Consider the following 25,880-nt stretch of genomic DNA (forward strand, 5'->3'; position numbering starts at 1 on the left):
GAAGTGCTCACAGGAGTCCTCCAAGGTTCCAGTTCGACTCCCGCCACCCGTGCCGGCCGGTCGGAAGGGGGCGGCGCAGGCCGTGGCGGCGGGCCGCATCGCACCAGCCCGCGGGAGCGGGCCGTGTGGCGGGGCCGGTTCGCCGCGCCGCGAGCAGCGCCACGGCGAGCGCGGCCAGTTCCTCGGGCAGCGGGGCGCCCTTCGTCACCCGGAGCCCGTTCACAGCGGGATGTTCCCGTGCTTCTTGGGCGGCAGGGCGTCGCGTTTGCCGCGCAGCATACGAAGCGCGCGGACGACCTCGCGCCGAGTCTCCCGTGGCGCGATCACCGCGTCGACGTACCCGCGTTCGGCCGCCAGGTACGGCGTGGCGAGAGTTTCCTCGTACTCACGCACCAGCCCGGCCCGCAGCTCGTCGGGGTCGGCGGCCGCGGCCAGCCGTTTCCGGTGCAGGATGTTGACCGCGCCTTGGGCGCCCATCACGGCGATCTGCGCGGTCGGCCAGGCGAGGTTGACGTCCGCTCCGAGATGTTTGGAACCCATGACGTCGTAAGCCCCGCCGTACGCCTTGCGGGTGATCACCGTGACCAGCGGGACGGTGGCCTCCGCGTAGGCGTACAACAGCTTGGCGCCGCGCCGGATGATGCCGTTCCACTCCTGCTCGGTGCCGGGCAGGAAGCCGGGCACGTCCACCAGCGTCAGCACCGGGACGCCGAACGCGTCGCAGGTGCGCACGAAGCGGGCGGCCTTCTCCGAGGCGTCGATGTCCAGCGTGCCGGCCAGTCGCATGGGCTGGTTGGCGACCACACCGACCGGCCGGCCCTCCACGCGGCCAAAGCCGACCACGATGTTGGGCGCGAACAGCGACTGCACCTCCAGGAACTCCCCGTCATCCACAAGCGCGGCGATGACGGCGTGCATGTCGTACGGCCGGTTCGCGGAGTCGGGGATGAGCGTGTCGAGGGCCCGGTCGCCGTCACCGATCTCCAGGTCCGCAGGGCCCTCGAAAGGCGTCGCGTCATCAAGGTTGTTCTGCGGCAGGTAGGACAGCAACGCCCTCGCGTAGTCCAGCGCGTCGTCCTCGTCCTGGGCGAGGTAGTGGGCGTTGCCGCTGCGGCTGTTGTGGACGCGGGCGCCGCCCAGTTCCTCGAAGGTGACGTTCTCTCCCGTGACCGTCTTGATGACGTCGGGGCCGGTGACGAACATGTGGGACGTCTCATCCACCATGATCGTGAAGTCGGTGAGGGCCGGCGAGTAGACGTGGCCGCCCGCGCAGGCGCCCATGATCAGGGAGATCTGCGGGATCACACCGGAGGCGCGTACGTTGCGGCGGAAGATCTCGCCGTACAACCCCAGCGAGGCAACGCCTTCCTGAATGCGCGCGCCCGCGCCCTCGTTGATGCCGACGATCGGCGCTCCGATCTTGATGGCCAGATCCATGACCTTGCAGATCTTCTCGCCGTACACCTCGCCGAGGCTGCCACCGAAAACCGTGAAGTCCTGGGAGAAGACACAGACCGGACAGCCGCCGACCGTTCCATAACCGATCACCACCCCGTCGCCGTAGACACGGGTCTCCTTCATGCCGAAGGACGTGCTGCGGTGAAGGGCCAAGGCGTCCATCTCGGTGAACGATCCGGGGTCGAGCAGGCGCTCGATCCGCTCACGAGCGGTGAGTCTCCCCTTCGCGTGCTGCCTGGCCGCCGCCCGGGCCTCACCGCCATGGACCGCTTCGTCCAAGCGCTCGTCAAGACGGGCGAGGCTGACAGCCGTGCCGCGGAGTTCCATTGATCACCACATTCGGGGTATAAAACTCAGTTTCACGAGGACGATACTCAGTCTCACAATCCTCCACAACCCCGGGATCGGCGAGAATGGACCGCATGGTCACACCGTCCATCAGTCACCGCCTCGCCGAAGCGGCGGTGACACTCTTCGACGAGAACGGCTACGAGGAGACCACCGTCGACGACATCGCAGCCCGCGCGGGGGTGAGCCGCAGCACGTTCTTCCGCTACTACCGGTCGAAAGAAGACGCGATCTTCCCCAACCACGACACCTTGCTCGCCAAGGTGGACGCCCGCCTGCGCACCTCGACCGCGGACACCGCGATCGTCGCCGTGACCGACGCGGTCCGGATAGTGCTTGCGCACTATGTGGAGGACGCAGAGGTGTCACTGCGCCGCTACCACCTCGTCAGACGCGTATCGGCCCTGCGTGACCGCGAGATCGCCAGCGTCGCCCGCTACCAGCGGCTGTTCCGCGAATTCATCGGCACGTGGCTGACCGGCTCCCCGGACGCCGACCTGCGCGCCGAGCTGATGGCCGCCTCGGTGGTCGCGGCGCACAACCAGGTCCTGCGCGGCTGGCTGCGCGCCGGCGGCACCTACGACCCCTCCGGCCACCTCGACCACGCCCTCGGGTACGTGATCGCAACCTTCCGCCACCTGGAACGGCCACAGGACGACAGTGACCAGATTATCGTCGCCACCTTCAACCGCTCGGCCTCCCCGCAGGCCGTCATGAAGGCCATCCGGGCACACCTGGGCCCCCGCCCCTGAGACACCGGCGAGCGATACTAGCTACTTGCTCCTGAAAAGGTCGTTGAACCTTTGGGCAGGGGGCTGACTCGTGATCTTTGACCAGTGGGGTCCCAGCCATCAGGCCGGGACCCCACTGCTTGTTCAGCCCCGAGAGCCTGCACCGACCCGCACCGATTACCCACCGTCACACCAACCGATCGGCCCCCACACCAGACGACTGCTACACAGCGTGATCGTCGAGCGGGATGGATGATCATGGAAAAGACCCGGTCGCGACAAAGAGCCCACAACGACCCCACACGGCCCCGTCATCGCCGTGACAGCAAGTAATGAAGCTCCGGTGGGCCACCTCAACTGCACAAGCTGAACCGTCCGGTCACGTTCCTCGTGCCCAGCTGATCGCATCCAACATCGGGCCTGACCTCCAACGGCACAGCCACTCCAACACTGGTAAAGACAAGCTATCGGGTGCCTCCAGCAACGCCCGACGCAGGCTCTCGACAGGAGGCATTTCTATCGGCTGGGCCGCCATAGCCTTCCTAGCTTGATCTGCGTCTCGCCATGCCTCGTGGCGCGGGTCGGCGATCATCTCACAGACAGTGGACACAACCGCCGGCCATATCGGCATCCCCTTATGAAAGGATCCGAACATCACAGCCCTGTTCACCAGATAAGCGAGCAGTGCGCGGCGCCCATGTCCCTCCTCCAGGCTCATGAGCGCGTCGGTGCGGCCCCTGACGTGCTTGGTGAAGGCTCCCAAGTACCCATAGCCCATCTCCTGAAGGGTGCGCCCGCCAACAGCCCACGGTCGGGCCCGGTTGAGCACATGGTCCTCGAACTCCAGAAGGGCGAACCTGTCCTTGGAAGTCAGGGCATTGACAGCACGGCGGTGAAGCGCGACGCTTTCGGCGAACATCTCGGGGTCGCGGGGTCCCTTCCCTCGCATCCCGCCACCCGCGTGCATATCCTCAAGCGGCGAGTTACGCCAGACCTCAAGGACCAACCCTACAGCGGCAGCCGACGTAATCGACGCCTCATCCGGGCCAATACCTTCAGGTTCCCATTCGGGCCACTTGCCTGCAAGGAGCACGACAATCTGAGCGTTACGACTGGATAGGGCCTCATGATAGTCCACTGGGGGCGGCTCTTGAGAGGAATACGAGGACCACGGTCGGTCAGACATGAGTCTCATCCTTTCCACCCACAGAATCCTGCATCAATCCCCGGACAGGTTCAGCCGACTTTAAACAGTTCCTATTCCTCGGCGAGGGCGTCGTCTGTCTTGAGTTCACCGACAGCGTCGTCGTGCCGTTGTCGTCGTTGTCAGTCCCCATCGCCCCACTCCTCTACAGCGGCTTCATCGGATTCGGCCGTGTCGTTATCCGGCGCGTCAGGCGCGGCGACGTGTGTCCACGGGATCTGATCAGGATCCGGGAACACCGATGTCGGGCGCCAGCCGGGGTCGGGAAGATAGGCGACGCACTGCCCCAAGGCGGGCAAGGTTCCTGGTTTCGGGACGCGGGCGCGGCCCATGCCGCCGGTGCCGAATACCGCGAAAGAGAGGCGGCCACACTCGCAGCCCGCGGACGAGCACGCCGATATCCAGACGGCGAGCCAACCTGCCAACGCTGCTCCAGACCGCTACGCCCAACCGCCGGACAAAGAAACCGCCCCACCCGCTGGTGCTCGCCGACCTGCAAAGAAGCCGCATCCCGGCAGCGACGCGATGACGCCCGGCAACCGCCACTCGGGCCACCAGCTCTTAGTCGATCTCGGCAAGGTAGATGTCGTTGTTGTAGATGATGACGGTCTGGTCGTCTTCCTCGACCTCGAGTGTGCTGCCCTCGGGAGCGGTGATCGGGAAGCGGTACTCCGTGGGCGCGGAGGCGCCCTTGATGACGGTCAGCACGCGGCCGATCTGGCCGGTGCGCTGGTGGGCGAACGCCACGTCCGACCGGGTGGCACTGTATGTCACCAGGCCCGGCAGCGGCCGGTTGCCCGCGCCGGTGGCCTCGGGCAGCCCGATGCCGACCTCGATGTCACTGACGTCGACCCGCAGGGTATGGTCGGTGACCGCGGAGAACACCCGCTGCACGTTGCCGTCGGGGATCTCGGTGGGCGGCTCGGCCTTGGCCTCCTCGATGATGTCGGGGACGACCTGGGTGAGTGCCGCGAGAGCGGGGTCCTCGTCAGCGACGGCGGGAGTGCCGTACGACGCCGCGGCGCCGAGGGTCAGGGTGGCCGCCAGTAAGGTAACGATTGCCCGTTTGCCGATGCGCATGGATTACCCTTCCGCCTGCGATACCGACCCCGCACTGGCCGCCCAGCCCTTCCTGCGCGCCCCCGACGCCATGGAGCACTTCCTCGCCGACCAGCTCCGCCACGCCCAGCGCGACGGAACCCTGCCCCCCCCAACCGCGACCCCCGCACCGAGGCCGCCATCCTGCTCGCCCTCTCCGCAGGACTCGGCACCGGCGTCCTGCTCGGCCAACGACCGCCGAGAACGCGACGACCGCGATCTCCTACCACCTCGACCATCTCGGCCTCGCACGCCGACCGGCGTGACGCTCCGGGCGCGTACCGGGAGGCCTCGGCCTGGCGAGGCCCACGAGCTTGAGTTCGGCCAGGCCACCCTTGATCATTTGGCCCTGGAACTTCACGTACAACGTGATCGCGGTCGAGCACCGCTCCGCTTACACGAGACTTCTTGATCGACGAGATTGACCGCTACGTCGTGATGCCTGGGCAGGCGCTCGCCTACCTCACCGGCAAGTTGGAGATGCTACGCATCCGGGAGGAGGCTTGTCGGCGCCTCGGCCCTGCTTCTCCCTGCCCGCCTTCCACGCTGCCGTCCTAGATCATGGTTCGCTCCCCATGCCGCCCCTGGCCCGCAGCATCGCGGCCTGGCTGGATCGCGTACCCGCACGCCTGGTCGGCGGTGACTTCTGAGCCCACTCAGCGGCCATCGCAGCTGTCATTTGCAGTGCGGTATGGCGCAGATACGCTGGAGAGGCTGCTTTGGATCATGTTTTACTCTTCGCGTGGATATGTGACGCGAGCGCGACAGTAGAGATGCCGGAGGCGAGTCCGAAAAGGGCGATGACTCCACTCGGTGTCCCCACCGCGACGACAGCCCCCGCAAGCGTGAACATGATCCCTTGCAGGGCAGGGATTCCGCTATATATCAGGCCGAAGGCCTGAGCCCTTACCTGCAATGGGACCACGTCGAGAAACCGATGTTGGAGACCAAGGTGGTACGACGCGCCGATGGCGCTCACAAAACACAGCCCAACGGCGATTATCACGGGGGGCTGGGCGACGAAGCAGATGAGCGGCGCGGCGAGCAGCAAAGCCAGCGGAAACGACAGGCGTGCCTGGCGCGCCGGGCTGACCAGGCGCCCCACGAGCAGATCGCCGGCGAAGTTACCGGCCGTGATCGCCCAGAAGAACGCGCTCGCCAAAGACGTACTCCCGTGCCGCGCGGCGAACGGAACGAAGAGCGCCTCCGCGCCGCCCGCCAGCGTGAGAGGCAGCCACAGAGACAGCAGTAACCCGCGAATAGCACGCGTACGAAGGAGGAACCCGTTGGTCTTCCAGGTCTGGCGCAGAGCGGATCCGGTCGCGGTGGCGCGGGCCGGACGGTTCTTCAGGCCAAACCAGTTGACGCCTATAACGACGAGGGACACGGCGGTCGCCATCCACAGTGCTCCGTGCGTACCCACGGTCGCCACGAAGACTCCGCCGACGGCGAAGCCCAGCGCCTGCGCGCTGTAGCTTGTCATGTTGACTACCGCCCGACCGAGCACGTACTGCGCCCCGCTGCCGAGGATGTCCGGTAGCGCGGCCGAGCGGATCGCCGTGCCGATCGGCTGCGCGACGCCACCGAGAAGGATGACGAGCAGAATGGCGCCCACCGGCAGTACCCCAAGGACCACCACGCCCAGCGTCAGCACCTGGACGAAGCTCACGAAGGTAAGGCCACGCCGGGCCGGCAGGCGGTCGGCGAGGCTGAGCAGGAGTACAGCGCCGATGATGTGCGGCAGGTAGCTCGATGCCAGCGAGATTGCACTGAGGAGCGCGGAGTGGGTGCGCTCGTACACCAGGACGGAAATGGCGAGAGTGGCGACGGTACCCGACGCCAGGTGGAGCAGGAAGCCGATGATCAGCGCGCGGAATTCCGCGATCGCGACGAGTCCGCGGAAGGTCGGGCGCTCGACGGCATCCATGGGATCTGGGTCCACCTTCGGCGGCACGACCTGGCGAGCAGTCGCATCAGTGATGTGGGGCAGGCTTGGGCCGTCGGTGTCATGGGTCATGACCCGGTCCGCGTGCCTGTCGGGCGCGTCCGGTATAAGATCTGCGAGCCCTGCAGTGTCGGCCTTCTCAACAAGATCAGCTCTTCGCTTGACTGGCAGTTCTGCGGGCTCGGCACCCTTGCCCTCCGCCAGATGGAGCTCCGCCACCCAGGCCTGACCTGGTACACCACCGGTCAATATTCGCATGCCAAGGGCTTCTATGAGCGATACCGGCAAGTCAGCGACAGTCCATGGACCGAGAAGCAGCACCCCTGCTCACACTTCTGAGTATCCGTCGCAACATGGCCCTCCGCTCGGATTCGTGCTGGTTAGATCCTCGGCAGCGACAGTTGGATCAGAGGTGTCCAGCGACAACCGTTCGTCAAACAACGAGCCGCCTGCGGTCGGAGCTGACTGGTGGAAGGCTCCCCTGTGAACCCGAGTCGCTCATGCGGCCGGGCGTCACGGCGGCGGGCAAACTTCACCCTGGGAAGCCAGCCAAACCAGCAGACACCAGACAAGGAGTACCTCATGACCCAGACGGTTGAGATGTCCCAAGACTGCGACCAAGCGGGAAGATCCGCGACGCCCTGACCGACAAGCCGCACGCGACCGGCGTGATCACCTCGGTCGTGGAACAGGCCTTCCGCGTAGTGCCGCGGCACGAGTTGGCTCCGGCCGACACGTCGCTGGAGGTCGCCTCCGCCGAGGTATGCGGGTTCGTCAAGTTATGCCGATGTCGGCATAAGGGCACTTATGGGGATCGTGGCGTTACGCCGATGTCGGAGCTGGCGGCCTTGAGGGGCGCTGTTGGGGGTGGATCGTTGTCGGCATAATCTGCTCTCCTGACACTGATCCGTGGGCCGGAGCCCTCACTCAGCTTTCCTCCCCCCGGTCTTGGAAGACCTTGAGGGTAATCGCGACGCTCACGACGGCGATGGCGGCCGCCGCGGGTCCCGCCTTCTCGAGCGCCTTGTCCCTCGCCTCCGCGGCCGCGTCCATCCATCGTCTCTTCTCAAATGACTGGCGGCCGGACTCGATCCCGAGTAGCCCGCGGAAGTCATGGACGCCGGTCGCAACCTGGTTGCTTGAATCCACCACAGCCCGGGACGGAGCCGGCTGCAGCAGCACCTTCGCGTTGGCCGTGCCGACAGCCACATCCATGCGGGCCAAGAGAGACTCTGTGCTCTGCGAGATGACTTCCAGCCGGTTCTGGCGGTCAGCCTTCAGTCCCCACCGACGCGCGTCCAGCTCCTCCGGAGACTTGTCCAGCGCCCGGTCGAGGTTGAGTTCATCGAACGCGTCCTGCAGTTGGAAGCATTCAGCCAGGACCGCGAGCCACTTCTTGACCTCGCGCTCCGCCTCCTCGGCCGCCTTGGCAAGGCCGCGAATCTTGGTCTTGCCCTCCATCTTTTCCGCGATCGCTTCCAGTTGAAGCAACGCATACTCCTGGACGCCCGCGATCTTCCCCAGCGCATCCTGCACCGTCGACCACGAGTCGTCGGTGACCCGGCCCTCGTACTCCCGCATGGTCGTGGCACGCCCGATCAGTGTGCGCGCTCCGCGCATGTCTTTCAGCACGGTGCCATCGACCTTGCGCAGCACGTCGTCGACTTTCTCGTCGATCCTGGCGAGATAGGCGGTGATCTCGGCCATGGACTGTTGCAGCGCAGCCTGCGCCATGATCCCCGCGACACCAGAAAGCATCGCCGGGTTCAGCAGCGAGCTGGGACCCTTCACGAATTCGACGAATGTCCCGATCTGGCCGCCCTTCTTTCCCAGGACCACACCTGTGGGGTTCCCCGTCTTCATGGCTTTCCTCAGCCCGCATTTGTTGATCAGGTGTGCTGACTCCTTAGTCGTCTTCAGCCAGCGGCCTGAGTTGGCGGCAACCTCGGAACCTGCCTGCGCTACTACGGCCCCTGTACCGAGGACGGACTTGAGTCGCTGTCCGAGGTCCTTCGACGACGACCACAGGCCCTCCGAGACGAGGAATTCTTTGACAGCCGTCGGATCGCCGGTGACCACCAGGCCGTCGCCGTCGCTGATCAACTGAATCTCGCTATCCATCGTCGGCTCCCAAAATGGCTCTTCGCAGGTGAGGTTAGTCGGGGTGGTCGAAGTCTCCCATCCCGGGCCAACGCCGCGCTGACCTTCATCACACCCCAACTGTGAAGAGCCTTTTCAGGCGCCCAGACCCACAGAAGCGTCACAAGAGCCGCGTAATCACAGGCTGTTGAGGAAGGCGATGATGGTGTCGGTGGGTTGGTAGCGGCCGGGCGTGGTGCCGGTTGGGGTGGTGCGGGCGAGTGCGCGTTCTTTGAGGGCGAGGTCTGCGTGAACATAGATCTGGGTGGTGGCGACGCTTTCGTGGCCGAGCCAGAGGGCGATGACGGTGGTGTCGACTCCGGCGTGTAGCAGTCGCATGGCTGCGGTGTGGCGGAGTGTGTGCGGGGAGATCTTCTTTTCGGCGAGGGCGGGGCAGGAGAAGGCGGCGGTTGCGGCGTGTTTGGCGACTCGCCGTTCGAAGGCGTCGCGGCTCATGGGTGTGCCGGTCCGGGTGGGGAACAACGGGTCGGTGGGGGGCCCTTCGCGTTCGTTCATCCAGCTTTTCAGCGTGGTGGCGGTGGCGTTGGTGAGGGGGGTGACGCGCTGTTTCCGGCCTTTGCCGGTGCAGCTGACGTGCGCTCCGGTGCCGAGGTGGACGTCGCTGTTGGTCAGAGTGGTGAGTTCGGTGGCGCGCAGGCCGGTTTGGATCGCGAGGGCGAGCAGTGCGTGATCGCGGCGTCCGGTCCACGTGGTCTGGTCGGGGGCTGCGAGCAGGGCGTCGATCTCGGGGTCAGTGAGGTAGGTGACGATGGCGCGGTCGAACCGTTTGGTGGGGATAGCCAGGACGCGCTGGATGACGGCGGAGTCTTCGGGGTGCCGGAGGGCGGCGTAGCGGAACAGGGAGTGGATGGCGGCGAGGCGGGCGTTGCGGGTGCGGGCGCCATTGCCTCGTTCGGTTTCCAGGTGGTCGAGGAACGCGCCGATCACGGGCGCGTCCAGATCGGCGATGCGTAGTTCGGAGGGCGCGTGGCCGGTTCTGGGTTCGGCGAAGGCCAGCAGGAGTTTGAAGGTGTCGCGGTAGGCGGCGATGGTGTGGTCGCTGGCGTGGCGTTGCCGGATCAGCCGGTCGGTGAAGAACGCTTGCAGGGCCGGAGCGAGGGTGCTCATGCGGCGTCTCCGATCGTCAGATGGTGTTCCAGGCGTTCACCGGCCAGGGCGAGGAGTTCTGGAGCCGCCGACAGATACCAGTAGGTGTTCTTCGGGTTGGTGTGTCCCATATAGGTGGAGAGGCGAGGCAGGAGCGCCTGGACGTCGTCGCCACGCCGGTAGGCGTCCAGCAGCGTCGCGACCGCGAAGGAATGCCGAAGATCGTGGATTCTGGGTCGGCAGGACGCGGAGCGGACCGCGATGCCGGCGTCCTGGGTGATCGCCCGGAACGCGCGACGGACCCAGGAGTAGTCCAGCGGGGTGCCGACCGAGGAGACGAACAGCCTGTCGCAGGCTCTGACCGGCAGGAGCCGGTCTCGGGTCCGCTGGTAGTCCAGCAGCGCGTGGAGGCCGGTGGGGTGCAGGGGCAGGAGCCGGGACTTGCCGAACTTGCCGTCCCGGACCGTCAAGATGGCCTGGTCGGAGTCGAGGTCCTGGACTTCCAGGGCGAGCGCTTCACCGATCCGCATCCCGGTGACGGCAAGGGTTCCGATCAGGGCGGGGTAGGTGGCTGCGCTCATGGGGTGGGGCCGGTGAGCGGCTGCCTCCATCAGGGCACCGATCTCGGTTTGCGAATACAAATATGGTGTCGCTCGTGGCTGCTGGTATGCGATCAGGCCCTTCGGCGGGACCTCGTTGCGTGCGTCTCGCGTGTGCAGGTAGGTGGCGAAGGGGCGGACCGCGTTCAGCCTCAGTGCCCACCACCAAGGGTCAGCGCTGGACGGCTCGGTCGCCCAGCCGAGGGCGTGTTCGATGGTGACGGTGTCGGTGTCCCGCTCGTCCAGGTAGTCCAGGAACTGGCCGATGAGCTTCTCCGCCCGCTCCAGTTTGTAACCAAGGGCGCGGCGGACGGCGAGATAGTCGGCGAGGGCTTCGCGCAGGGCGGTCACGCGGCGGCCTCCGATCCGGGCCACGACCGGGCGACCTTGCGCAACCCCGTGATGTCGACCTTCGCGTAGATGGCGGTCGTCGCCGCGTGCTGGTGGCGGAGGACCTGCCCGATCTCGGCGAGCGACCCGCCCGCCTCCAGCATCGCGGTCGCGGCGGTGTGCCGCAGCCGGTGCGCGCGGATGATCCCCAGCCCCGCCTTGCGGGCGGCGAGCGCCGCGACGTTGCTGACGGTGTCCGGGCTCATCGGCCGGAACGGCCCTCTGGCGCAAAGGAACAGCGCCCGCTGATCCGTCTCGGGCCTGCCGTCCTGCAAGTAGGAGACGATCGCACTGCCGACGTCGTCGGGGAGCGGCAACCGCTCGTGCCTGCTGCCTTTGCCGATGATACTGATCTCTCCGCGCCGCCAGTCGACACCCTCCAACCGGAGAGCGGCGACCTCACCGGCCCGCAGGGCCAGACGAGACAACACCGTCAAGATGGCCGCGTTGCGGACTCCGACCGCGGACGCCCTGTCGCAGGTCGCCAGCATGGCAGCGACCTGGTCCCCGGTCAGCGCCTTGGGCAGACCGGCCAGCCTCCGCCCGCTGGCCGTCGGCACCGCGTCAGCGAGCCCGGCGGCGATCGCGCCGTCGATATGCAGAAACCGCAGCAAAGACCGCAACGCGGTCACCGTCGGCGGCAGCGACGCGGGCCGCTCCCGCGACTCACCCACGACGAACGCGGCCACCTCCTCAGCGGTCAAGGACCACAAGTCCAGCTCACCACCCTTGGCGAGCCCCGTCAGGAATCGCCGGACCAGCTGCACCCTGATCTCGACCGTGGACGTCGCCAGCCCCCGCTCACCAGCCAGATAGTCGGCGAAACGCGCGAGCACGACGTCGACCGCGCCAGCGGGCCGAACCACCGGCGATACCCCGGCCACCCCCAACGACCGCAGATACCCCAGAAGCGGCTCCAACGAGCCGATCCTCAACGCGGCCAGATGACCGACGGCATGACGTTCCGCAAGGAACCGCTCCGCCACCTCCACGCTCAGCGCACAGGCCTCCAGCCGCCGGGCCTCCAGCCAACGACTCGCATGCCCCAGCAGCCGGTAGTGATGCAGCACCGTACTGGCCGCATATCCCCCACTCGCCAACTCGACCGCGAAACCCTCGGCATACGGGGCCAACGGCCCCGAAACAGCAACACCCGACAGATCCACCATGCCCATCCCTCCAGTCAAGAATCGAAGAGATAACGCAGGCCAACCCCCGATTATGCCGATATGTGATCAGAGGAACACCTAAAGCGACAGGGCCATCCCGGCCAGTTCCCCATAACGACGAGGTCCTCATAAGTCGCGATCCAGGGCGACGGGGAGCACCCCGAGCGTGGATGAACTGGCTCAGCGGCGGCAGCGCCGGGCGCTGACGATCGCGGTTGCGGTCATCGCGATACTGGTGGTGCTGGTCGCCGTTCTGCTGACACGCCAGGGCGATTCCCGGGCGGTCCCGGTACCGGCGAACTCTGCGCTCCCCGACCCCGCCGCGCCCCCGGCTACCTCGGCGCCGGTTCCCCTTCCCCGCAGTCGTCGGTGGAGGCACCGTCGACGGGCGGACCGGTGGCCGCGCATCGCACCACTTCCCTGCCCAAGCCCGGGGATTACCTCAAGGGCTTGCACCCGGTGAAGTTCCCGCACACCGCCATCGGCGCGGTAGCCACCGCGGCGGCGATGTACCAGTACCTCTACACCATCGACCCGGCCGCTGCTCAGCGCGTCGTCGACGTTTATGTCGCCGCCGAAAACCAGCAGACCGTCCGCCGCGATGCCGCTCAGGGGGCGGTGTGGTTCCGGCAGAAGATGGGGCTGCCTGAAAGCGGCCAAGTCCCGCCCGAGGCGACGGTGGCGGTTCAGCCGATCGGGGTGCAGTGGCAGACCCGCGACGCCGACAACGTCTACGCCAGCCTCAACCTCAAGTTGGATATGGTGCCCGGCGACGGTGCGCCGCTGCTGACCGCTCCCGCCGTCATCACCGTGCACATGCAGTGGCGGCCTGAGGTGCGCGGCGGGGACTGGGTCGCGGTGCAGACTCCTCCCGACCAGATGCCCGCCCCCAAGTCAGCCGAGATCGGCACCCCTGCCTTCGATGAGCAGGGCTGGCTGGCGATCCGGCCGGCCGGGTGAGGGTAGCTATGTTCCGCGGGTGCTGGCTCGCCTCCCTGCTGCGCGGGCTGGGCGTGGCAGCACTACCGGATGGGCCGGGCCCGGTGAGCAAGACGGGAAGGTATACGCGAGGAACCGGTGTCTTACGCCTCTTGAATTCTTGCCAGCTCCAACTCGGTGGATATGGGCTGGACAGCGGTGCGCACCCGCCTCTCATCACGGGCGGGGAACTCCCGGTCGGGTATTGGCAGTCTGGGCTGGGAGGCCACGGTGAAGGACTACGGCGTAACCGTGGCGAGGCCGCAGGGGTAGAGCCGGGTGCCTAACCCGTCGATCGGACAGCAGTGAACATGGGAACTGCTCGGGTTCGCTCTCCCGCTGCCTGCCTTCCACGCAGGCGGCCGGAGATAGGCGTGATGCCCGCCGAAGGCGCGAGCGGGGCGGAGCCGTCGTAGTACTCGGAGCCCGGGAAAGCCCGGCACGCGGGGAAGGACGGCAGCGTGTCAGTCAAGGAGAAGAGTGCAATGTCCGAAGACGCGCCGGTGAATACCGGCGCCGCGAGGTGGCCGGATGCTGATTCGGCTTATCTGGCGGTACGGAGGATGCAGATCAAGTTGCACCGGTGGGTGGTCGATGACCCTGACCGCCGGTTCGGTGACCTGTTCAACCTCGTCTATGACTCGGCGTTCCTGATGCACGCGTGGGAACGCGTGTCCTCCAACGCCGGAGGGCGAACTCCGGGAGTTGACCGGGTAACAACCTTCCAGGTCGAGACCCGGATCGGGGTCGAGGCGTTCCTGGCGCAGATTCGCACCTCGCTGAAGTCGGGCGAGTACGAGCCTGCCGAGGTGCGGCAGGTGATGATTCCCAAAGCGGGCGGCAAGCTGCGCAAGCTGGGTATCCCCACCATCGCCGACCGAGTGGTCCAGGCCAGCCTCAAGACGGTGCTGGAGCCCATCTTCGAGGCCGACTTTCTGCCGTCCTCGTATGGGTTTCGCCCCAACCGGCGAGCTCACGACGCCGTCGCCGAGATCCACCATCTGTCCTCGGGCTCCAACAAGTACCACTGGATCCTGGAGGCCGACATCCACGCCTGTTTCGATGAGATCGATCACACGGCGTTGATGGCCCGGCTGCGGGCAAGGATCTCTGACAAGCGTGTGAATGCGCTGGTGAAGGCGTTCCTGAAATCCGGGGTCATGACGACCATCGGAGATTGGGAAGCGACACCGGCTGGAACACCCCAGGGCGGCATATTGTCCCCGCTGCTGGCCAACATCGCCTTATCGGCGCTGGACGAGCACTTCGACCGGCAATGGCACCAGGAGATGCGGACCGACAAGCGGCGGGCCCGGCGCAGAAGGAATGGCTTGGGCAACTGGCGGCTCATCCGATACGCCGACGACTTCGTTGTGGTCGTATCGGGCGAACGTCACCATGCCGAGGCCCTGCGCCAGGAGGTGACGGACCTGCTCGCTCCTTTGGGGCTGCGGCTGTCGCCGGGCAAGACCCGCGTCGTCCATATCGATGAGGGCTTCGACTTCCTCGGCTTCCACATCAGAAGGCAGCGCAAACGAGGAACGCAGAAGTACTACGTCTACACCAGACCGTCCAAGAGAGCGATCCAAGCGATCAAGGACAAGGTGAAAGACCGGACACGCAGGGCCTACCAGGACATGCGCCCGGACGAGCTGCTGATCAGCTTGAACCGGATGCTGCGCGGATGGGCGAACTATTTCCGGCACGGAGTGTCCAAGGCGATCTTCGGCGCGATCGATAACCACGCGTGGCATCGCAGCGTCGGCTGGATCTTCCGCAAACACTCCCGGATCAGCTGGCAACAGCTACGCCGCCGGTTCTGCCTACCCGGCACCTGGAAACTCGCCTGCAACGGCGTCGAGTTCACCGGCGCATCCGGCGTCAAAGTGACCCGCTACCGCTATCGCGGAACCAAGATTCCGACGCCGTGGACACCACTACCGGCAACCGCCGCTGCAGGCGGTTGACCCCCGGGCAAGACACGCGGAGAGCCCGGTGCATGGAGACATGCACGCCGGGTTCGGCGGGCGGGTCAGGGAAACGGACTGATCGCAAGACCAGCACCGCGCCCTGGCCCGACCCAACTGAGCCCCAAACGAGCGTTGCTGCGGGAGCCACGACCACCTGAACCTGCCCTTCCCGCCGATCGGTGATGCCAAGACCCTGGACGTCGGCGATGAGGATCTGTCGATTCTTCATCTGGATTTCTCAGTGATGGGCTGCTCGCTGCGGAGATGGAGCCAGGTGTGCAAGGGGTCGAGGGCGCCCGCGCGGCTGATCGGTGGTGCTGGGGTGAGGTGGAAGCCGGCGGCGTGGGCGACCGCGGCGCTGGCGGTGTTGCCGGCAGAGATGCGCAAGATCACGTGGGCGGTGGCCAGGCTGGCGTAGGCGTAGGCGGTGATCAGCTGGACGGCGCGGCTGGCCAGGCCCTGGCCGCGGTGCGCGGCGCCGACGGCGTAAGCCAGCTCCACCTCGCCGGGAGCGCCGGTGGGGAACAGCAGGATCTCGCCGAGGGGTTGGCGGCCGTCGGTGGTGATGGCGAGTTGAAGCCTGCAGCCTTGAGCGCGGCGCTGGCGGGCCAGGTCCAGGTAGGCACGGGCGGCCGCCTGGTCGAAGGGGGCGCGCAGCGGCGTCCAGCGGTCGACGGCGGGGTCGTCGAACAGTTCGACCATCGCGGGCACGTCCGCCTCGTCCCATTCGCGCAGGATGAGAGCCAAGCCGGTGAGCTGGATGGGGGCGGGCGAAATGGCGCCGCCCTTGGAGGTGGTGGTCATGGGCGGAGGTCAGCTTTCGGGAGTGGTGGCGCATTGCCAGGCGGCATCGCGCAGCAGGCGCAGGCCGTTGAGTCCGACGATGACGGTGGAGCCCTCGTGCCCGGTGACATTGAGGGGCAGCGGCAGGTCGCCGCGGCCGTGTCAGCGGGCGTCCGGGACGCCGGTCAGCTGTGGCTTTCCGGAGGGTGCAAGGACGAGCGAGATCGCCGCGGCCACGGCGGCGACGACGGTGAACAGTGTGTAGACGTCGGTGAACCCCTCGATCGAGGGTGTGCTGGTGAGACCCGAAGCGGCAACGGTGGAGCCCACCGCGACGAAGATGGCCGAACCGGTGGGATTGAAGGTGTAGACCATACCCGATACCAACCCGGCCTCGTCCTGGGTGACTCGGCCGAGGGCAGCGGTGGTCGCGGCGACGAACACCGGGGCGCCGCCCAGCGCGAACAGAACGGCGCCGGGAAGGGCTTGGGCGTAGATGTTGGCGTTTGCCGACAGGCCGATGAGCAGTCCGTTGCCGATGGCGACCAGGGCCAGGCCGGCGACGGCGACGGGGCGGGTGCCGATGGTGCCGACCAGGCGGCCGCCCGCGATGGCGCCGACCATGGTGGCCAGGGCCGTGGGCAGGAAGAACAGGCCGGTCTCCAGCGCGCTGTAGCCGCGAAGGTGCTGCAGATACTGCGAAGTGACGAACAGGTCCGCGACGGTCACGCCGGCCGCGATGAGCATGAGAAATGCGCCGGTCGCGACCGGACGGCGCACCAGCATGTCCGGGCGCACCAGGGGATTCTGCACCTTGCGTTCGACGACCGTGAACACCACGTACAAGACGACGGCGGCCGCGGTGGGCACCAGCGTGCCGGAATCTGCCCAGCCGTGGTCACCGGCGTTGGTCATGCCGTAGATGAGCGAGCCGGTGGCGGCGGTGATGGTCACCGCGCCCAGCACGTCGATGCGCCGGTTGGCGCCCTCCATCCGGCGCTCTGGCACCAGGGCCCGGATGGCGACCAGAGTGATGACGCCGATCGGGATGTTGATGAAGAAGGCCCAGCGCCAGCCAGGGCCGCTGGTAAGGAGTCCACCTACGAACACGCCGACGGCGAAGCCGATGCCCCCGAGGGAGGACCACACGCCCAGCGCCTTGTTTCGTTCGGTGCCGTGGAAGATGCCGGTGAGGGCCCGCAGCGCGGCCGGGGACAGCAGCGCGGCCCCGATGCCCTGACAGAGGCGGCCACCGATCAGCAGGTTCTGGTCTTGCGCCAAGCCACTGGCCAGCGAGGAGAGGATGAAGACCACCAGACCGGTCAGGATCATGGAACGCGCGCCGAAGACGTCGGCGAGCCGGCCGCCGAGCAGCAGCAGCCCGCCGAGGAACAGCACGTAGACGCTGACCACCCAGGTGAAAGCCCCACGGCTCAGACCCAGGTCGGCGCCGAGGTCGGGCAGGGCGACGTTGATCACGGTGAGGTCCAGCATCAGCATGAGCTGCGCCGTGCATATCACCGCGAGCGCCCTCCAGCGGCGAGGGTCCGCGGACTCCTGCGGCTTGTCCGTGTCACGCACCTGATCTTGAGGTTGGCGCATCGCCGGGCTCCTTTTCCGTTGCTCGGTTCATAACGTCGTCATGGCGGTCGGCCGGCTGCACGTCGTACCGCGCGCAGCACTGCGCCGGTAAGCGCGGTCCTCTGTTGTTGAGAAGCTCGAGTGGGTGGTGGGCAAGCGGATGCGGGCTTCGCGCCCGCATCCGCGGCGGAGGCGGCAGATCGCTATCCCTGCGCGGCGACGAGAAACATCGGCACCGCGACGAAGATCCGGTTCATGCGGGCGCGCTCGGCCTGCTCGGCAAGCCAGCTCTCCTCGCCGGTGATCCGGTGCAGCAGGGCGAGCGCGGTGTCATCGGTGAACACACTGGTACGCACCTCGACGACCGGGTCGGTGAACCCGGCGTCGAGCAGCAGGTTGCGGTACCTGCGGGCGATGCGCGGCGACGGGAGCGAGTCCGCCTTCGCGTGGACCAGCCGACGGGTGGCCTCCGGCTCGTCCGAGTCGATGACGACCGTGTCCCAGTCCTGGCCGAGCAGCACGGCCCGGCCGCCCGGCGCGAGAACCCGGCGGGCCTCGGCCACGGCTCGCACCGGGTCAGACAGCGTGTGCAACACCTTGTCCGCGCGGTAGCCGGCAACCGACCCGGACTCCAACGGCAGCTCGCAGGCATCGCCGACGTGGAACTCGCCGGCCGGCCAGCGCTCCCGGGCCACGGCGATCATCTCGGGGTCGTGGTCGACGCCGACCGCGCGCGCCCCGCGCTCGGCCAGCTCGGCGACCGCGCGGCCACCGCCGCAGCCGACATCGACCACGGTTTGGCCGATGAGGTCACCGAGCAACTCGTAGGAACGTGTGCGCAGCTCAACGGACACAGGCTGCGCGTCGACGGCGTCGAGGACAGCAAGCAGATTGGACATGCCCGCCATGATCCGACTTAATGTCGACATGAAGTCAAATCCGATGACCATCGGCCAGATAGCCGACCACTTCGGCCTACCGACACACGTACTGCGGCACTGGGAATCGGTGGGCCTGCTCGCCCCCGCCCGCGTCGCCGGCGACCGCCGCCGCTACACCCGCGACGACCTGTTCCGGGTGGCGTCGATCGTGATCGCGAAGCAGGCCGGCCTGCCGCTCCCGGACATCCGGACGTTTCTCGCCGCGCGCGACCCAGCCGCCCGCAAGGACCTGCTGCACCGCAACCACCGCGCGCTGCAGGCCAGGATGGCGGCGCTGCGCTCAGCACTCGATCTCCTCGAAGCCGGAATGAACTGCTCGCACGAGGACATCACGACCTGCCCGAACTACCGGGCCCACCTCGCGGGGGCGGAACTGGCAGGGGCCGATGATCGAGTGATCTGTGTTCCTTCCTGATCGCCCGAGGGGTATCACTATTCGTGGTCACCGGGGGGCGTAGCGGCTCCATGGATTTCCGGCCGCGGTGGACACCGCTCCAGAGCTGTCGGCGCCGACCGCCACGGCGGCCACCCTGCTGGCGTTCAACCTGCTTCGCGCCTGACCGGACACGGCCCCGCCGAGCACGCCCAGCCCTCACCCATGGAGGCCAGCACATAGAGAGGTCTTCGAAGAACCCTCGGCTGGCCAAGTTCGCAATGCGGCAGGCCCACGCCTCCGACCACCCTGGTCCCTTGGCGGCCTTGTCCACGGGACGTCGGCGCGATGTCTGCCGGTAGAGCCAAGCATGGATTGGGGTAAGTCGACGCCGACCTGCTCGAACCGCTTGGCTCTGACCAGCGGCGCCCCAAAGACTAGTTACTTATCGTTTATTAGTTATCTACGTTCTGTCATGTAGCGTATCCCCCTGTGAGCGCGCCTCTCCGGCTGTCCGGTGTCCTGCGCCCCGGGGTTCACGGGGCGTGGTTCGGCGCGCTCGCGCTAGTGATCGCAGTCCATGTCATGCTCTGCGCGACGGCCCCCCACACGCACGCGGATCTTTTCCAGGGCCAGGAATCAGGCGTTGCACTGACCGCCCATAGTCATCCCGCCCACGAGCCGGGGCATTCAGAGCCTCATAGCGCATGTGACTTTCCCACCCTGCAGGGCGGCAACGGCCCCCACAGCTCCGTGTCCCTGGTCCCTCTTCTCGCAAGCGGCCTTCTGCTCACGACAGCGCCCGCTTCGTTGGGTCCTCTCTCTGGCTGGGGTGCGCTGCACCGCCGACTTGCGATTCCCTTGTCCCGGTCAGGGACGAGTCTCCTCAACCTGCTCTGCGAATCACGAGTGTAGAAGGGCAGGCGTACGCCGTGCCCTTTCTCGCTGATCGACGCTGTCAGCGCCTCGTCGTACGGCTGCGCCTTCGCACGCACCCTTTCGCATGCGACGTTGAGGAATGCCAAATGGAAATCACTCGTGCCATGACGCGTGCCACGGGTTGGCCGTCACCCCACGACCTGATCGGGAACACGCCGGTGCTGTGGGTGCCGGAGATCTGGTCCGGAGGGGAACGCGGCTTCTGGGCGAAGCTGGAAGGCTACAACCCTGGAGGGATCAAGGACCGTCCGGCCCTGTACATGATCGAGCAGGCTCGCCTGCGGGGAGAGCTCGCACCGAGACGGCCCATAATCGAATCGACCAGTGGGACGTTGGGGCTGGGACTGGCCCTCGCCGGGGTGGTGCACCGCCACCCGGTGATCCTCGTCAGCGATCCGGGCATGGAACCACTGATGGACCGGCTCTTGCGGGCCTACGGCGCTCGCATCGACATCGTCGACTCGCCCCATCCCACTGGTGGCTGGCAGGCGGCACGCCGCAGCCGGGTCCGCGAACTACTGGATGGTCATCCAGGCGCATACTGTCCCGACCAATACAACAACCCCGACAACGTGGCCGCCTACAAAGGCCTGGCCATGGAGCTTGCCTCCCAGCTCGGCCGGGTCGACGTACTGGTATGCAGCGTGGGCACAGGCGGTCACAGCGCCGGCGTCTTCCGCGAGCTTCGCCGCCTCTGCCCGGGTGTGCGCCTAGTCGGGGTCGACACCGTCGGCTCCACGATCTTCGGGCAGCCCGCACGAAGCCGCCTCATGCGCGGGCTCGGCAGCAGCATCTATCCGCGCAACGTCGACTACGGCGCCTTCAGCGAGGTGCATTGGGTGGCCCCTGGCGAGGCCATATGGGCCAGCCGCCTCCTGGCCAAGGCGCGCTACGCCACCGGAGGGTGGAGTGTGGGCGCCGTCGCGCTCGCCGCCTCCTGGGTGGCCAGGACAGAGCCGGCCCGCACTCGCATCGCTGCGATCTTCCCCGACGGCCCCGAGCGCTACTTCGACACCGTCTTCAACGACACCTACTGCGCCGACCGCGGCCTGCTCGACGCCAAGCCAGAGCCCGAACCTGACGAGGTCGCGCATCCGGCCGAAGTCGAGGTGCTGCGCTGGACACGGTGCGCAAATGTAGTGGACCCGACCCCGCGAGGACAGGGATGAAGACGACAGTCGCCCAGGTCCGCTCCTTCAATCGACCCATCCAACTGCTCCTGGTCAACCAGCTCACCATCAACATCGGCTTCTACATGCTGATGCCCTACCTCGCCAACCACCTGTCGAAGGATCTCGGGCTGGCCGTCTGGTTGGTCGGCCTTATCCTCGGCGTCCGCAACCTCAGCCAGCAGGGCATGTTCCTTGTCGGCGGCAGCCTGGCCGACCGGATTGGCTACAAGCCGATGATCCTGGCCGGCCTGGTGCTCAGGACCGTCGGGTTCGCGATGCTGGGGCTGGTCGACTCCGTACCCGCCCTCATCGTGGCCTCCGCGCTCACCGGACTTGCGGGAGCGCTGTTCAACCCGGCGGCACGCGCGTATCTGGCCCAGGAGGCCGGTGACCGCAAGGTGGACGCTTTTGCGGTCTTCAACGTCTTCTACCAGATGGGCATCCTGATCGGGCCGCTGATCGGCTTGCTGCTGCACGGCATGGCATTCCGTGTCATCTGCCTGGTTGCCGCAGCCCTCTTCGCGATCCTCGCCGTGGCACAGGCCCGCGCCCTCCCGGCCCGTGAGGGCACCAGGGCCGAGGCCGGAGGCACGATGTTCGGCGACTGGCGACAGGTGATGGGCAACCGGGGCTTCCTGCTCTTCTCCCTGGCGATGATCGGATCCTACGTGCTCAACTTCCAGATCTATCTGGGGCTGCCTATCGAGATCCGGCGCGTTACCTCCGGCGAGCTCGGGGTCACGCTGCTGTTCGTGCTGTCAGGCGCGCTGGCGATGTTCGGCCAGGTCCGCCTCACCGGATGGGTGAAGTCACGGTGGAGCGCTCAGCAGGCCATCGTGCGCGGGCTGACGCTCATGGGGATGTCTTTCCTCCCCCTCGCGATCTTTAGCTCGCTGCCGTGGACGCCTTCTGCCGGTACCTCGCCGCCCGCTTATGCCCTCGTCCTCACGCCCGTGTTGATGACGGCGGGCATGCTGAGCATCGCAACAATGATCGTCTACCCGTTCGAGATGACGATCATCGCGACCATCGGCGGCGATCGCATGGTCGGCACCTACTACGGGTTCTACAACACCGTGTCCGGTGTCGGGATAGCGGCGGGCAACGTACTCACCGGCGCCGCGCTCGACGCGGGCCGGGAGCTGGGAGTACGGAGCCTGCCCTGGTGGGGCTTGGTGGTGCTGGGAATGGCATGCGCGACAGCCCTACGGGCCCTCGGCCGCACAGGCAGGATGAACCCGTCCGGGCTGGAGCCGGTCAAGGCATGAGGCCGCGCGGGTGGCGAGCTGAGGGCCGCCACCCGCGAGCCGCATTACCCAGGTGCGCGGCCTGTGGCAGTCGCTGCACGCTGCGTGGCTGCTGCATTGAGCCGCCATCCGTGGTTCGGCATCAATGGACAATTCGATCATCTTGCGGGGTTCACGCGTATCACCCCAGCGAGGTTTCGCGTGTGGTGATGGATTCGCCGGGCCTTGGCGAGCAGGGGGATGGGGCGGGATGCGACCTTTTGCCTCTGGGTACCCCCCCGGGTATGGTGAGCGGCATGGAGATGAACGAGTCGATGGTCGGTGACGCGACGCTCCGGCTGCGCCGGGCGTACGGGCAGTTGGGCAGTGTGATCGCGATGATCGAGGCCGGCGAAGACTGCACCAAGGTGCTCACCCAGCTTGCGGCCGTGTCCAAGGCGCTCGATCGGGCCGGCTTCAAGATCGTGGCCAGCGGATTGCGCCACTGCCAGGACGCGCGGGCGCGCGGGGAGGAGGCGCCGATGAGCGTGGAGGAGTTGGAGAAGCTGTTTCTGGCGCTCGCCTGAACTACCCGGCCAGGACCGGAGTCCCGCCTCGGCGACTCACACTCACGTCGTCAGCGCCAATCGGCTCCGCGTGCGCCTAGGGCGTACCGAACATCTCTAGCGCGTCGCACCACCTGCCCTGATCGCCCGAGAGCACGACGCGCGGACGCGATCGGGATCCGCCCGCACACCCGGGATGACGTGGCTCCCCGCATCCCGGCACCGGAACCGCCGGGTGCCACCGAATTCGGTGCCACCCGGCACGTAGCCGGCTGAAGTTCCGTGAACACCGCATCAGACCAGGGCACACATTGGCCTGGTGCATACCCTACGGGGTAGGGTATAGCCCGAAAGGATCACTGATGGAGATCGTCTCTTTTCGTACCCCCGGCTTGGGGGATCAGAGCTACCTGCTCACCCACCAGGGCCACGGCGTCCTGGTCGACCCCCAGCGTGACATCGACCGCTTCCTGACCAAGGCCGCCGAGCTCGACGTGGAACTGCGGTTCGTGCTGGAGACCCACCTGCACAACGACTATGTCTCCGGCGGCGAGCAGGCCGCGCTGGCCACCGGCGCGCAGCTGGTGCTGCCCGCAGCCGCCGCCGCGGCCTACCCCCATATCCCGGCGTTCCACATGGAGGACATCTCCGGCGAGCGAGGGCTGAGCATCCGCCCTATCCACACCCCCGGCCACACGCCCGAGCACACCAGCTACCTGGTCCTCATCGACGGCGAGCCGATCGCGGTGTTCTCCGGCGGCAGCCTGCTGGTGTCCTCCGCCGGCCGTCCCGACCTGCTGGGCATGCCGCGGGCCCGCACACTCGCCAAGCTGCAGTACATCTCGCTGCACCGGCTGGCCGGCCTGCCCGGCGGGGTGGAGCTGCTGCCCACCCACGGCGAGGGATCGTTCTGCAGCTCCAGCGGCGCCGGCCGCTACACCTCCACCATCGCCACCGAAGCCGCGGAGAACCCGCTGCTGGCCATCGGCGACGCCGAGAAGTTCGCCGACGAGCTGCTCGCCGCGCCGATGCCGATCCCGGCGTTCTACCAGTACATGGGTCCGGCCAACACCCTGGGCGTGCCGCCGATGCCGTCCCTGACGGTGCCCGCCCTGACCGTCCAGGATCTGGCCGACCAGCCCGAGAGCACCCACGTGGTGGACATCCGCCCACGCGCCCGGCAGGCCACCGGCCTGCTCCCGGGGTCGATCGGGATCGAGCTTGACATCAACTTCGGCAGCTGGGCCGGCTGGCTGGTGCCCTACCAGACCCCCTTGGTGCTGGTCGCCGATCCAAGCCAGGACGTCGCCGAGGCCCTCACCCAGCTCGCCCAGATCGGCATCGACACCGTGCGCGGCGTCATCACCGACCTCGGACCGGCCGCCGTCCAGACCTTCGAGCTGCTGGACCTGGACACCTTCGCCGCCCGCTTGGCCCAACCCGGCGCCCAGCTGCTGGACGTGCGGATGCCCAGCGAGCACGCCGCCGCCGCGCTGCCCGAGGGAATCCACCGTTTCGTGCCCGACCTGATCACCGAAGGCATCCCCGTCGAGCTGGACGCATCCCGCCCGGTCCTGGTCGCCTGCGGCGCCGGCCGCCGGGCCGCCATCGCCGCGTCCCTGCTGCTGGCCGCCGGCTACCAGCCGACCGCGTTGAACGGCGCCAGCGTCGCCGACCTGATCGGGCACCAGGCCGCCGCCTGATCACCCCGCGGGTATCGGCCTTCCCCCTTAGCCGCTTTCGACCCATCCACCCTGCGCTGAAGAACAGGAACCTTCCCCTTCATGACCGTCAAGACCAACGTCGACGTGCCCAGTGCCCGCGCTTTGATCTCGGCCAACCCCGACGTACTCGTCGTCGACGTCCGCACGCCCGGCGAGTTCGCCTCCGCCCACATCCCCGGCGCCATCAACCTTCCCCTGGACCAGGTGGACAGGCACCTGCGCCGCATCGTCAGCGACGCCGGCGGCACGATGCTGCTGATCTGCCAGTCCGGTGGCCGCGCCACCCAGGCGCACACCGCTCTGACCCGCGAAGGCCTGGCCGACGTGGTGGTGCTGGACGGCGGGATGAACGCCTGGACCGCCGCCGGCGCCCCCACCACCTCCACCACCGGCGGCCAGGCCCGCTGGGGACTGGAGCGGCAAGTGCGGCTGGTGGCCGGAAGCATCGTGACCGTCTCGGTCCTGGTCGGCATCTGGTGGGCCCCAGCCCGGCTCATCGCCGGGTTCATCGGAGCCGGTCTGACATTCGCCGCCGTGACCAACACCTGCGCGATGGGCATGGCCCTGGCCAAGCTGCCCTACAACCGCGGACCCCGCTTCGACATCGACGCCGCCATCACCCGGCTGCGCGGCAGTGAGACCGCGACATGATCAACACGACCCTCATCGCGACGGTGCTCGCCGCCGTCGTGGTCGGCATCGCCCTCGGCCTGTTCGGCGGCGGCGGCTCCATCCTCATGGTGCCCATGCTGATGTACATCGCCGGCGTGCCCGGCAAGACCGCCATCGCGATGTCGCTGCTGGTGGTCGCGGCCACCAGCGCCGGCAGCCTCATCTCCCACGCCCGCGCCGGCCGGGTCCTCTGGCGCACCGGACTGCTGTTCGGCGCCGCGGGCATGGCCGGTGCCTACACCGGAGGCCTGATCGGCCCGCTCCTGCCCGAAGCCCTCCTGATCGGCGGGTTCGCCGTCATGATGGTGGTCACCGCCGCCGCCATGATCAAGGGCCGCCGACGCATGACCGCCACGACGCATGCCGACCTCCCGATCGGCAAAATTCTCATCGAAGGCGTCATCGTCGGGATCGTCACCGGACTCGTCGGGGCCGGCGGCGGCTTCCTGGTCGTGCCCGCCCTGGTACTGCTCGGCGGCATGCCGATGGCCGCCGCCGTCGGCACCTCCCTACTGGTCATCGCGATGAAGTCACTGGCCGGGCTGGCCGGCTACCTGCACTCCGTCACCATCGACTGGCGCCTGGCGGCCATCATGACCGTGGCCGCCGTCATCGGCGGGCTGATCGGCGGACGGCTGGCCGGTCACATCAACCCCGACCGGCTGCGCCGGGCCTTCGGCTGGTTCGTCCTGGCCATGGGGGTGTTCGTCCTCGCCCAGCAGATCCCCGCGCTCATGTGAAAAGGAGAGCCTCTCCGACGAGGACCG

Annotated in this window: 22 protein-coding genes and 1 pseudogene; 11 read left to right on the forward strand and 12 right to left on the reverse strand. The window is 67.4% G+C overall.

From position 1 onward, the window contains the following. Window positions 1–7 precede the first annotated feature (7 nt). Both ACOZ38_RS24790 and ACOZ38_RS24795 read right to left on the reverse strand, forming a co-directional pair. A complete protein-coding gene (locus tag ACOZ38_RS24790; protein WP_424533557.1) occupies window positions 8–223 on the reverse strand; it encodes an acyl-CoA carboxylase epsilon subunit in 216 nt (71 codons plus the stop codon). After that, a complete protein-coding gene (locus tag ACOZ38_RS24795; protein WP_424533558.1) occupies window positions 220–1,785 on the reverse strand; it encodes an acyl-CoA carboxylase subunit beta in 1,566 nt (521 codons plus the stop codon). Before ACOZ38_RS24795 ends, ACOZ38_RS24790 begins: the two co-directional genes overlap by 4 nt. A 95-nt stretch (window positions 1,786–1,880) precedes the next feature. Here ACOZ38_RS24795 and ACOZ38_RS24800 point away from each other — a divergent pair, with 95 nt between their 5' ends. After that, complete coding sequence (locus ACOZ38_RS24800; protein WP_424533559.1) at window positions 1,881–2,558, forward strand: TetR family transcriptional regulator; 678 nt, start codon at window positions 1,881–1,883, stop codon at window positions 2,556–2,558. Window positions 2,559–2,916: 358 nt separating this feature from the next. Here the strand turns inward: ACOZ38_RS24800 and ACOZ38_RS24805 are convergent, their stop codons facing one another. After that, window positions 2,917–3,675 carry a hypothetical protein gene (locus ACOZ38_RS24805; RefSeq protein WP_424533560.1) on the reverse strand — a complete coding sequence of 253 codons (759 nt, stop codon included), beginning with the start codon at window positions 3,673–3,675 and terminating at the stop codon, window positions 2,917–2,919. A 627-nt stretch (window positions 3,676–4,302) separates the two neighbouring features. After that, complete coding sequence (locus tag ACOZ38_RS24810) at window positions 4,303–4,821, reverse strand: hypothetical protein (RefSeq protein WP_424533561.1); 519 nt, start codon at window positions 4,819–4,821, stop codon at window positions 4,303–4,305. Window positions 4,822–5,235: 414 nt separating this feature from the next. On the opposite strand from ACOZ38_RS24810, the pseudogene ACOZ38_RS24815 reads away from it, so the two are divergent. Beyond that, window positions 5,236–5,397 (forward strand): annotated as a pseudogene (locus tag ACOZ38_RS24815) (DUF885 family protein); the annotation flags it as partial. Between the two features lie 166 nt (window positions 5,398–5,563). Here the strand turns inward: ACOZ38_RS24815 and ACOZ38_RS24820 are convergent. The 5 genes from ACOZ38_RS24820 to ACOZ38_RS24840 all read right to left on the reverse strand — a co-directional run bounded on the left by ACOZ38_RS24820 (window position 5,564) and on the right by ACOZ38_RS24840 (window position 12,188). After that, on the reverse strand, window positions 5,564–6,856 hold the full coding sequence (locus tag ACOZ38_RS24820; protein ID WP_424533562.1) for an MFS transporter: 1,293 nt from the start codon (window positions 6,854–6,856) through the stop codon (window positions 5,564–5,566). 855 nt (window positions 6,857–7,711) lie between these two features. Then, window positions 7,712–8,905, reverse strand: a complete 1,194-nt coding sequence (locus tag ACOZ38_RS24825; protein ID WP_424533563.1) for a hypothetical protein — start codon at window positions 8,903–8,905, stop codon at window positions 7,712–7,714. Between the two features lie 156 nt (window positions 8,906–9,061). Further along, window positions 9,062–10,051, reverse strand: a complete 990-nt coding sequence (locus ACOZ38_RS24830) for a tyrosine-type recombinase/integrase (RefSeq protein ID WP_424533564.1) — start codon at window positions 10,049–10,051, stop codon at window positions 9,062–9,064. Then, window positions 10,048–11,004, reverse strand: a complete 957-nt coding sequence (locus ACOZ38_RS24835; RefSeq protein ID WP_424533565.1) for a tyrosine-type recombinase/integrase — start codon at window positions 11,002–11,004, stop codon at window positions 10,048–10,050. Before ACOZ38_RS24835 ends, ACOZ38_RS24830 begins: the two co-directional genes overlap by 4 nt. Continuing rightward, window positions 10,977–12,188, reverse strand: coding sequence for a tyrosine-type recombinase/integrase (locus ACOZ38_RS24840; RefSeq protein ID WP_424533566.1), 1,212 nt, complete (start codon window positions 12,186–12,188; stop codon window positions 10,977–10,979). The genes ACOZ38_RS24835 and ACOZ38_RS24840 overlap by 28 nt, the downstream gene beginning before the upstream one ends. Before the next feature lie 396 nt (window positions 12,189–12,584). Between ACOZ38_RS24840 and ACOZ38_RS24845 the strand changes: the two genes are divergently transcribed. Then, a complete protein-coding gene (locus tag ACOZ38_RS24845) occupies window positions 12,585–13,148 on the forward strand; it encodes a hypothetical protein (RefSeq protein ID WP_424533567.1) in 564 nt (187 codons plus the stop codon). A gap of 503 nt (window positions 13,149–13,651) precedes the next feature. Continuing rightward, window positions 13,652–15,133 carry a group II intron reverse transcriptase/maturase gene (ltrA, locus tag ACOZ38_RS24850; protein WP_424533568.1) on the forward strand — a complete coding sequence of 494 codons (1,482 nt, stop codon included), beginning with the start codon at window positions 13,652–13,654 and terminating at the stop codon, window positions 15,131–15,133. A 228-nt stretch (window positions 15,134–15,361) separates the two neighbouring features. On the opposite strand, the gene ACOZ38_RS24855 is transcribed toward ltrA, so the two are convergent. From ACOZ38_RS24855 to ACOZ38_RS24865, 3 genes are all read right to left on the reverse strand, one after another. Continuing rightward, window positions 15,362–15,940, reverse strand: a complete 579-nt coding sequence (locus ACOZ38_RS24855) for a GNAT family N-acetyltransferase (RefSeq protein WP_424533569.1) — start codon at window positions 15,938–15,940, stop codon at window positions 15,362–15,364. Between the two features lie 141 nt (window positions 15,941–16,081). Further along, window positions 16,082–17,521 carry an MFS transporter gene (locus ACOZ38_RS24860; RefSeq protein WP_424533570.1) on the reverse strand — a complete coding sequence of 480 codons (1,440 nt, stop codon included), beginning with the start codon at window positions 17,519–17,521 and terminating at the stop codon, window positions 16,082–16,084. 182 nt (window positions 17,522–17,703) lie between these two features. Beyond that, complete coding sequence (locus ACOZ38_RS24865; RefSeq protein ID WP_424533571.1) at window positions 17,704–18,399, reverse strand: methyltransferase domain-containing protein; 696 nt, start codon at window positions 18,397–18,399, stop codon at window positions 17,704–17,706. On the opposite strand from ACOZ38_RS24865, the gene ACOZ38_RS24870 reads away from it, so the two are divergent. The 7 genes from ACOZ38_RS24870 to ACOZ38_RS24900 all read left to right on the forward strand — a co-directional run bounded on the left by ACOZ38_RS24870 (window position 18,398) and on the right by ACOZ38_RS24900 (window position 25,853). Next, window positions 18,398–18,856 (forward strand): MerR family transcriptional regulator, encoded by a 459-nt coding sequence (locus ACOZ38_RS24870; RefSeq protein WP_424533572.1) that lies wholly within the window; start codon window positions 18,398–18,400, stop codon window positions 18,854–18,856. The two genes, ACOZ38_RS24865 and ACOZ38_RS24870, sit on opposite strands and share 2 nt — an antisense overlap. A 983-nt stretch (window positions 18,857–19,839) precedes the next feature. Then, window positions 19,840–20,922 (forward strand): PLP-dependent cysteine synthase family protein, encoded by a 1,083-nt coding sequence (locus ACOZ38_RS24875; protein WP_424533573.1) that lies wholly within the window; start codon window positions 19,840–19,842, stop codon window positions 20,920–20,922. Continuing rightward, entirely contained in the window at window positions 20,919–22,193 is a 1,275-nt protein-coding gene (locus tag ACOZ38_RS24880; protein ID WP_424533574.1) for an MFS transporter, read from the forward strand. Before ACOZ38_RS24875 ends, ACOZ38_RS24880 begins: the two co-directional genes overlap by 4 nt. Before the next feature lie 275 nt (window positions 22,194–22,468). Beyond that, complete coding sequence (locus ACOZ38_RS24885; protein WP_424533575.1) at window positions 22,469–22,738, forward strand: metal-sensitive transcriptional regulator; 270 nt, start codon at window positions 22,469–22,471, stop codon at window positions 22,736–22,738. Window positions 22,739–23,079: 341 nt separating this feature from the next. Further along, a complete protein-coding gene (locus ACOZ38_RS24890) occupies window positions 23,080–24,420 on the forward strand; it encodes an MBL fold metallo-hydrolase (protein WP_424533576.1) in 1,341 nt (446 codons plus the stop codon). 81 nt (window positions 24,421–24,501) lie between these two features. Then, the gene (locus ACOZ38_RS24895) at window positions 24,502–25,092 is read left to right on the forward strand and encodes a rhodanese-like domain-containing protein (RefSeq protein WP_424533577.1); all 591 of its coding nucleotides are present in this window, start codon (window positions 24,502–24,504) and stop codon (window positions 25,090–25,092) included. Further along, the gene (locus ACOZ38_RS24900) at window positions 25,089–25,853 is read left to right on the forward strand and encodes a sulfite exporter TauE/SafE family protein (protein WP_424533578.1); all 765 of its coding nucleotides are present in this window, start codon (window positions 25,089–25,091) and stop codon (window positions 25,851–25,853) included. Before ACOZ38_RS24895 ends, ACOZ38_RS24900 begins: the two co-directional genes overlap by 4 nt. The last annotated feature ends 27 nt before the right edge of the window (window positions 25,854–25,880 follow it).

This window comes from Sphaerisporangium viridialbum, from assembly GCF_049674955.1.
Taxonomy (GTDB): Bacteria; Actinomycetota; Actinomycetes; order Streptosporangiales; family Streptosporangiaceae; genus Sphaerisporangium; species Sphaerisporangium viridialbum.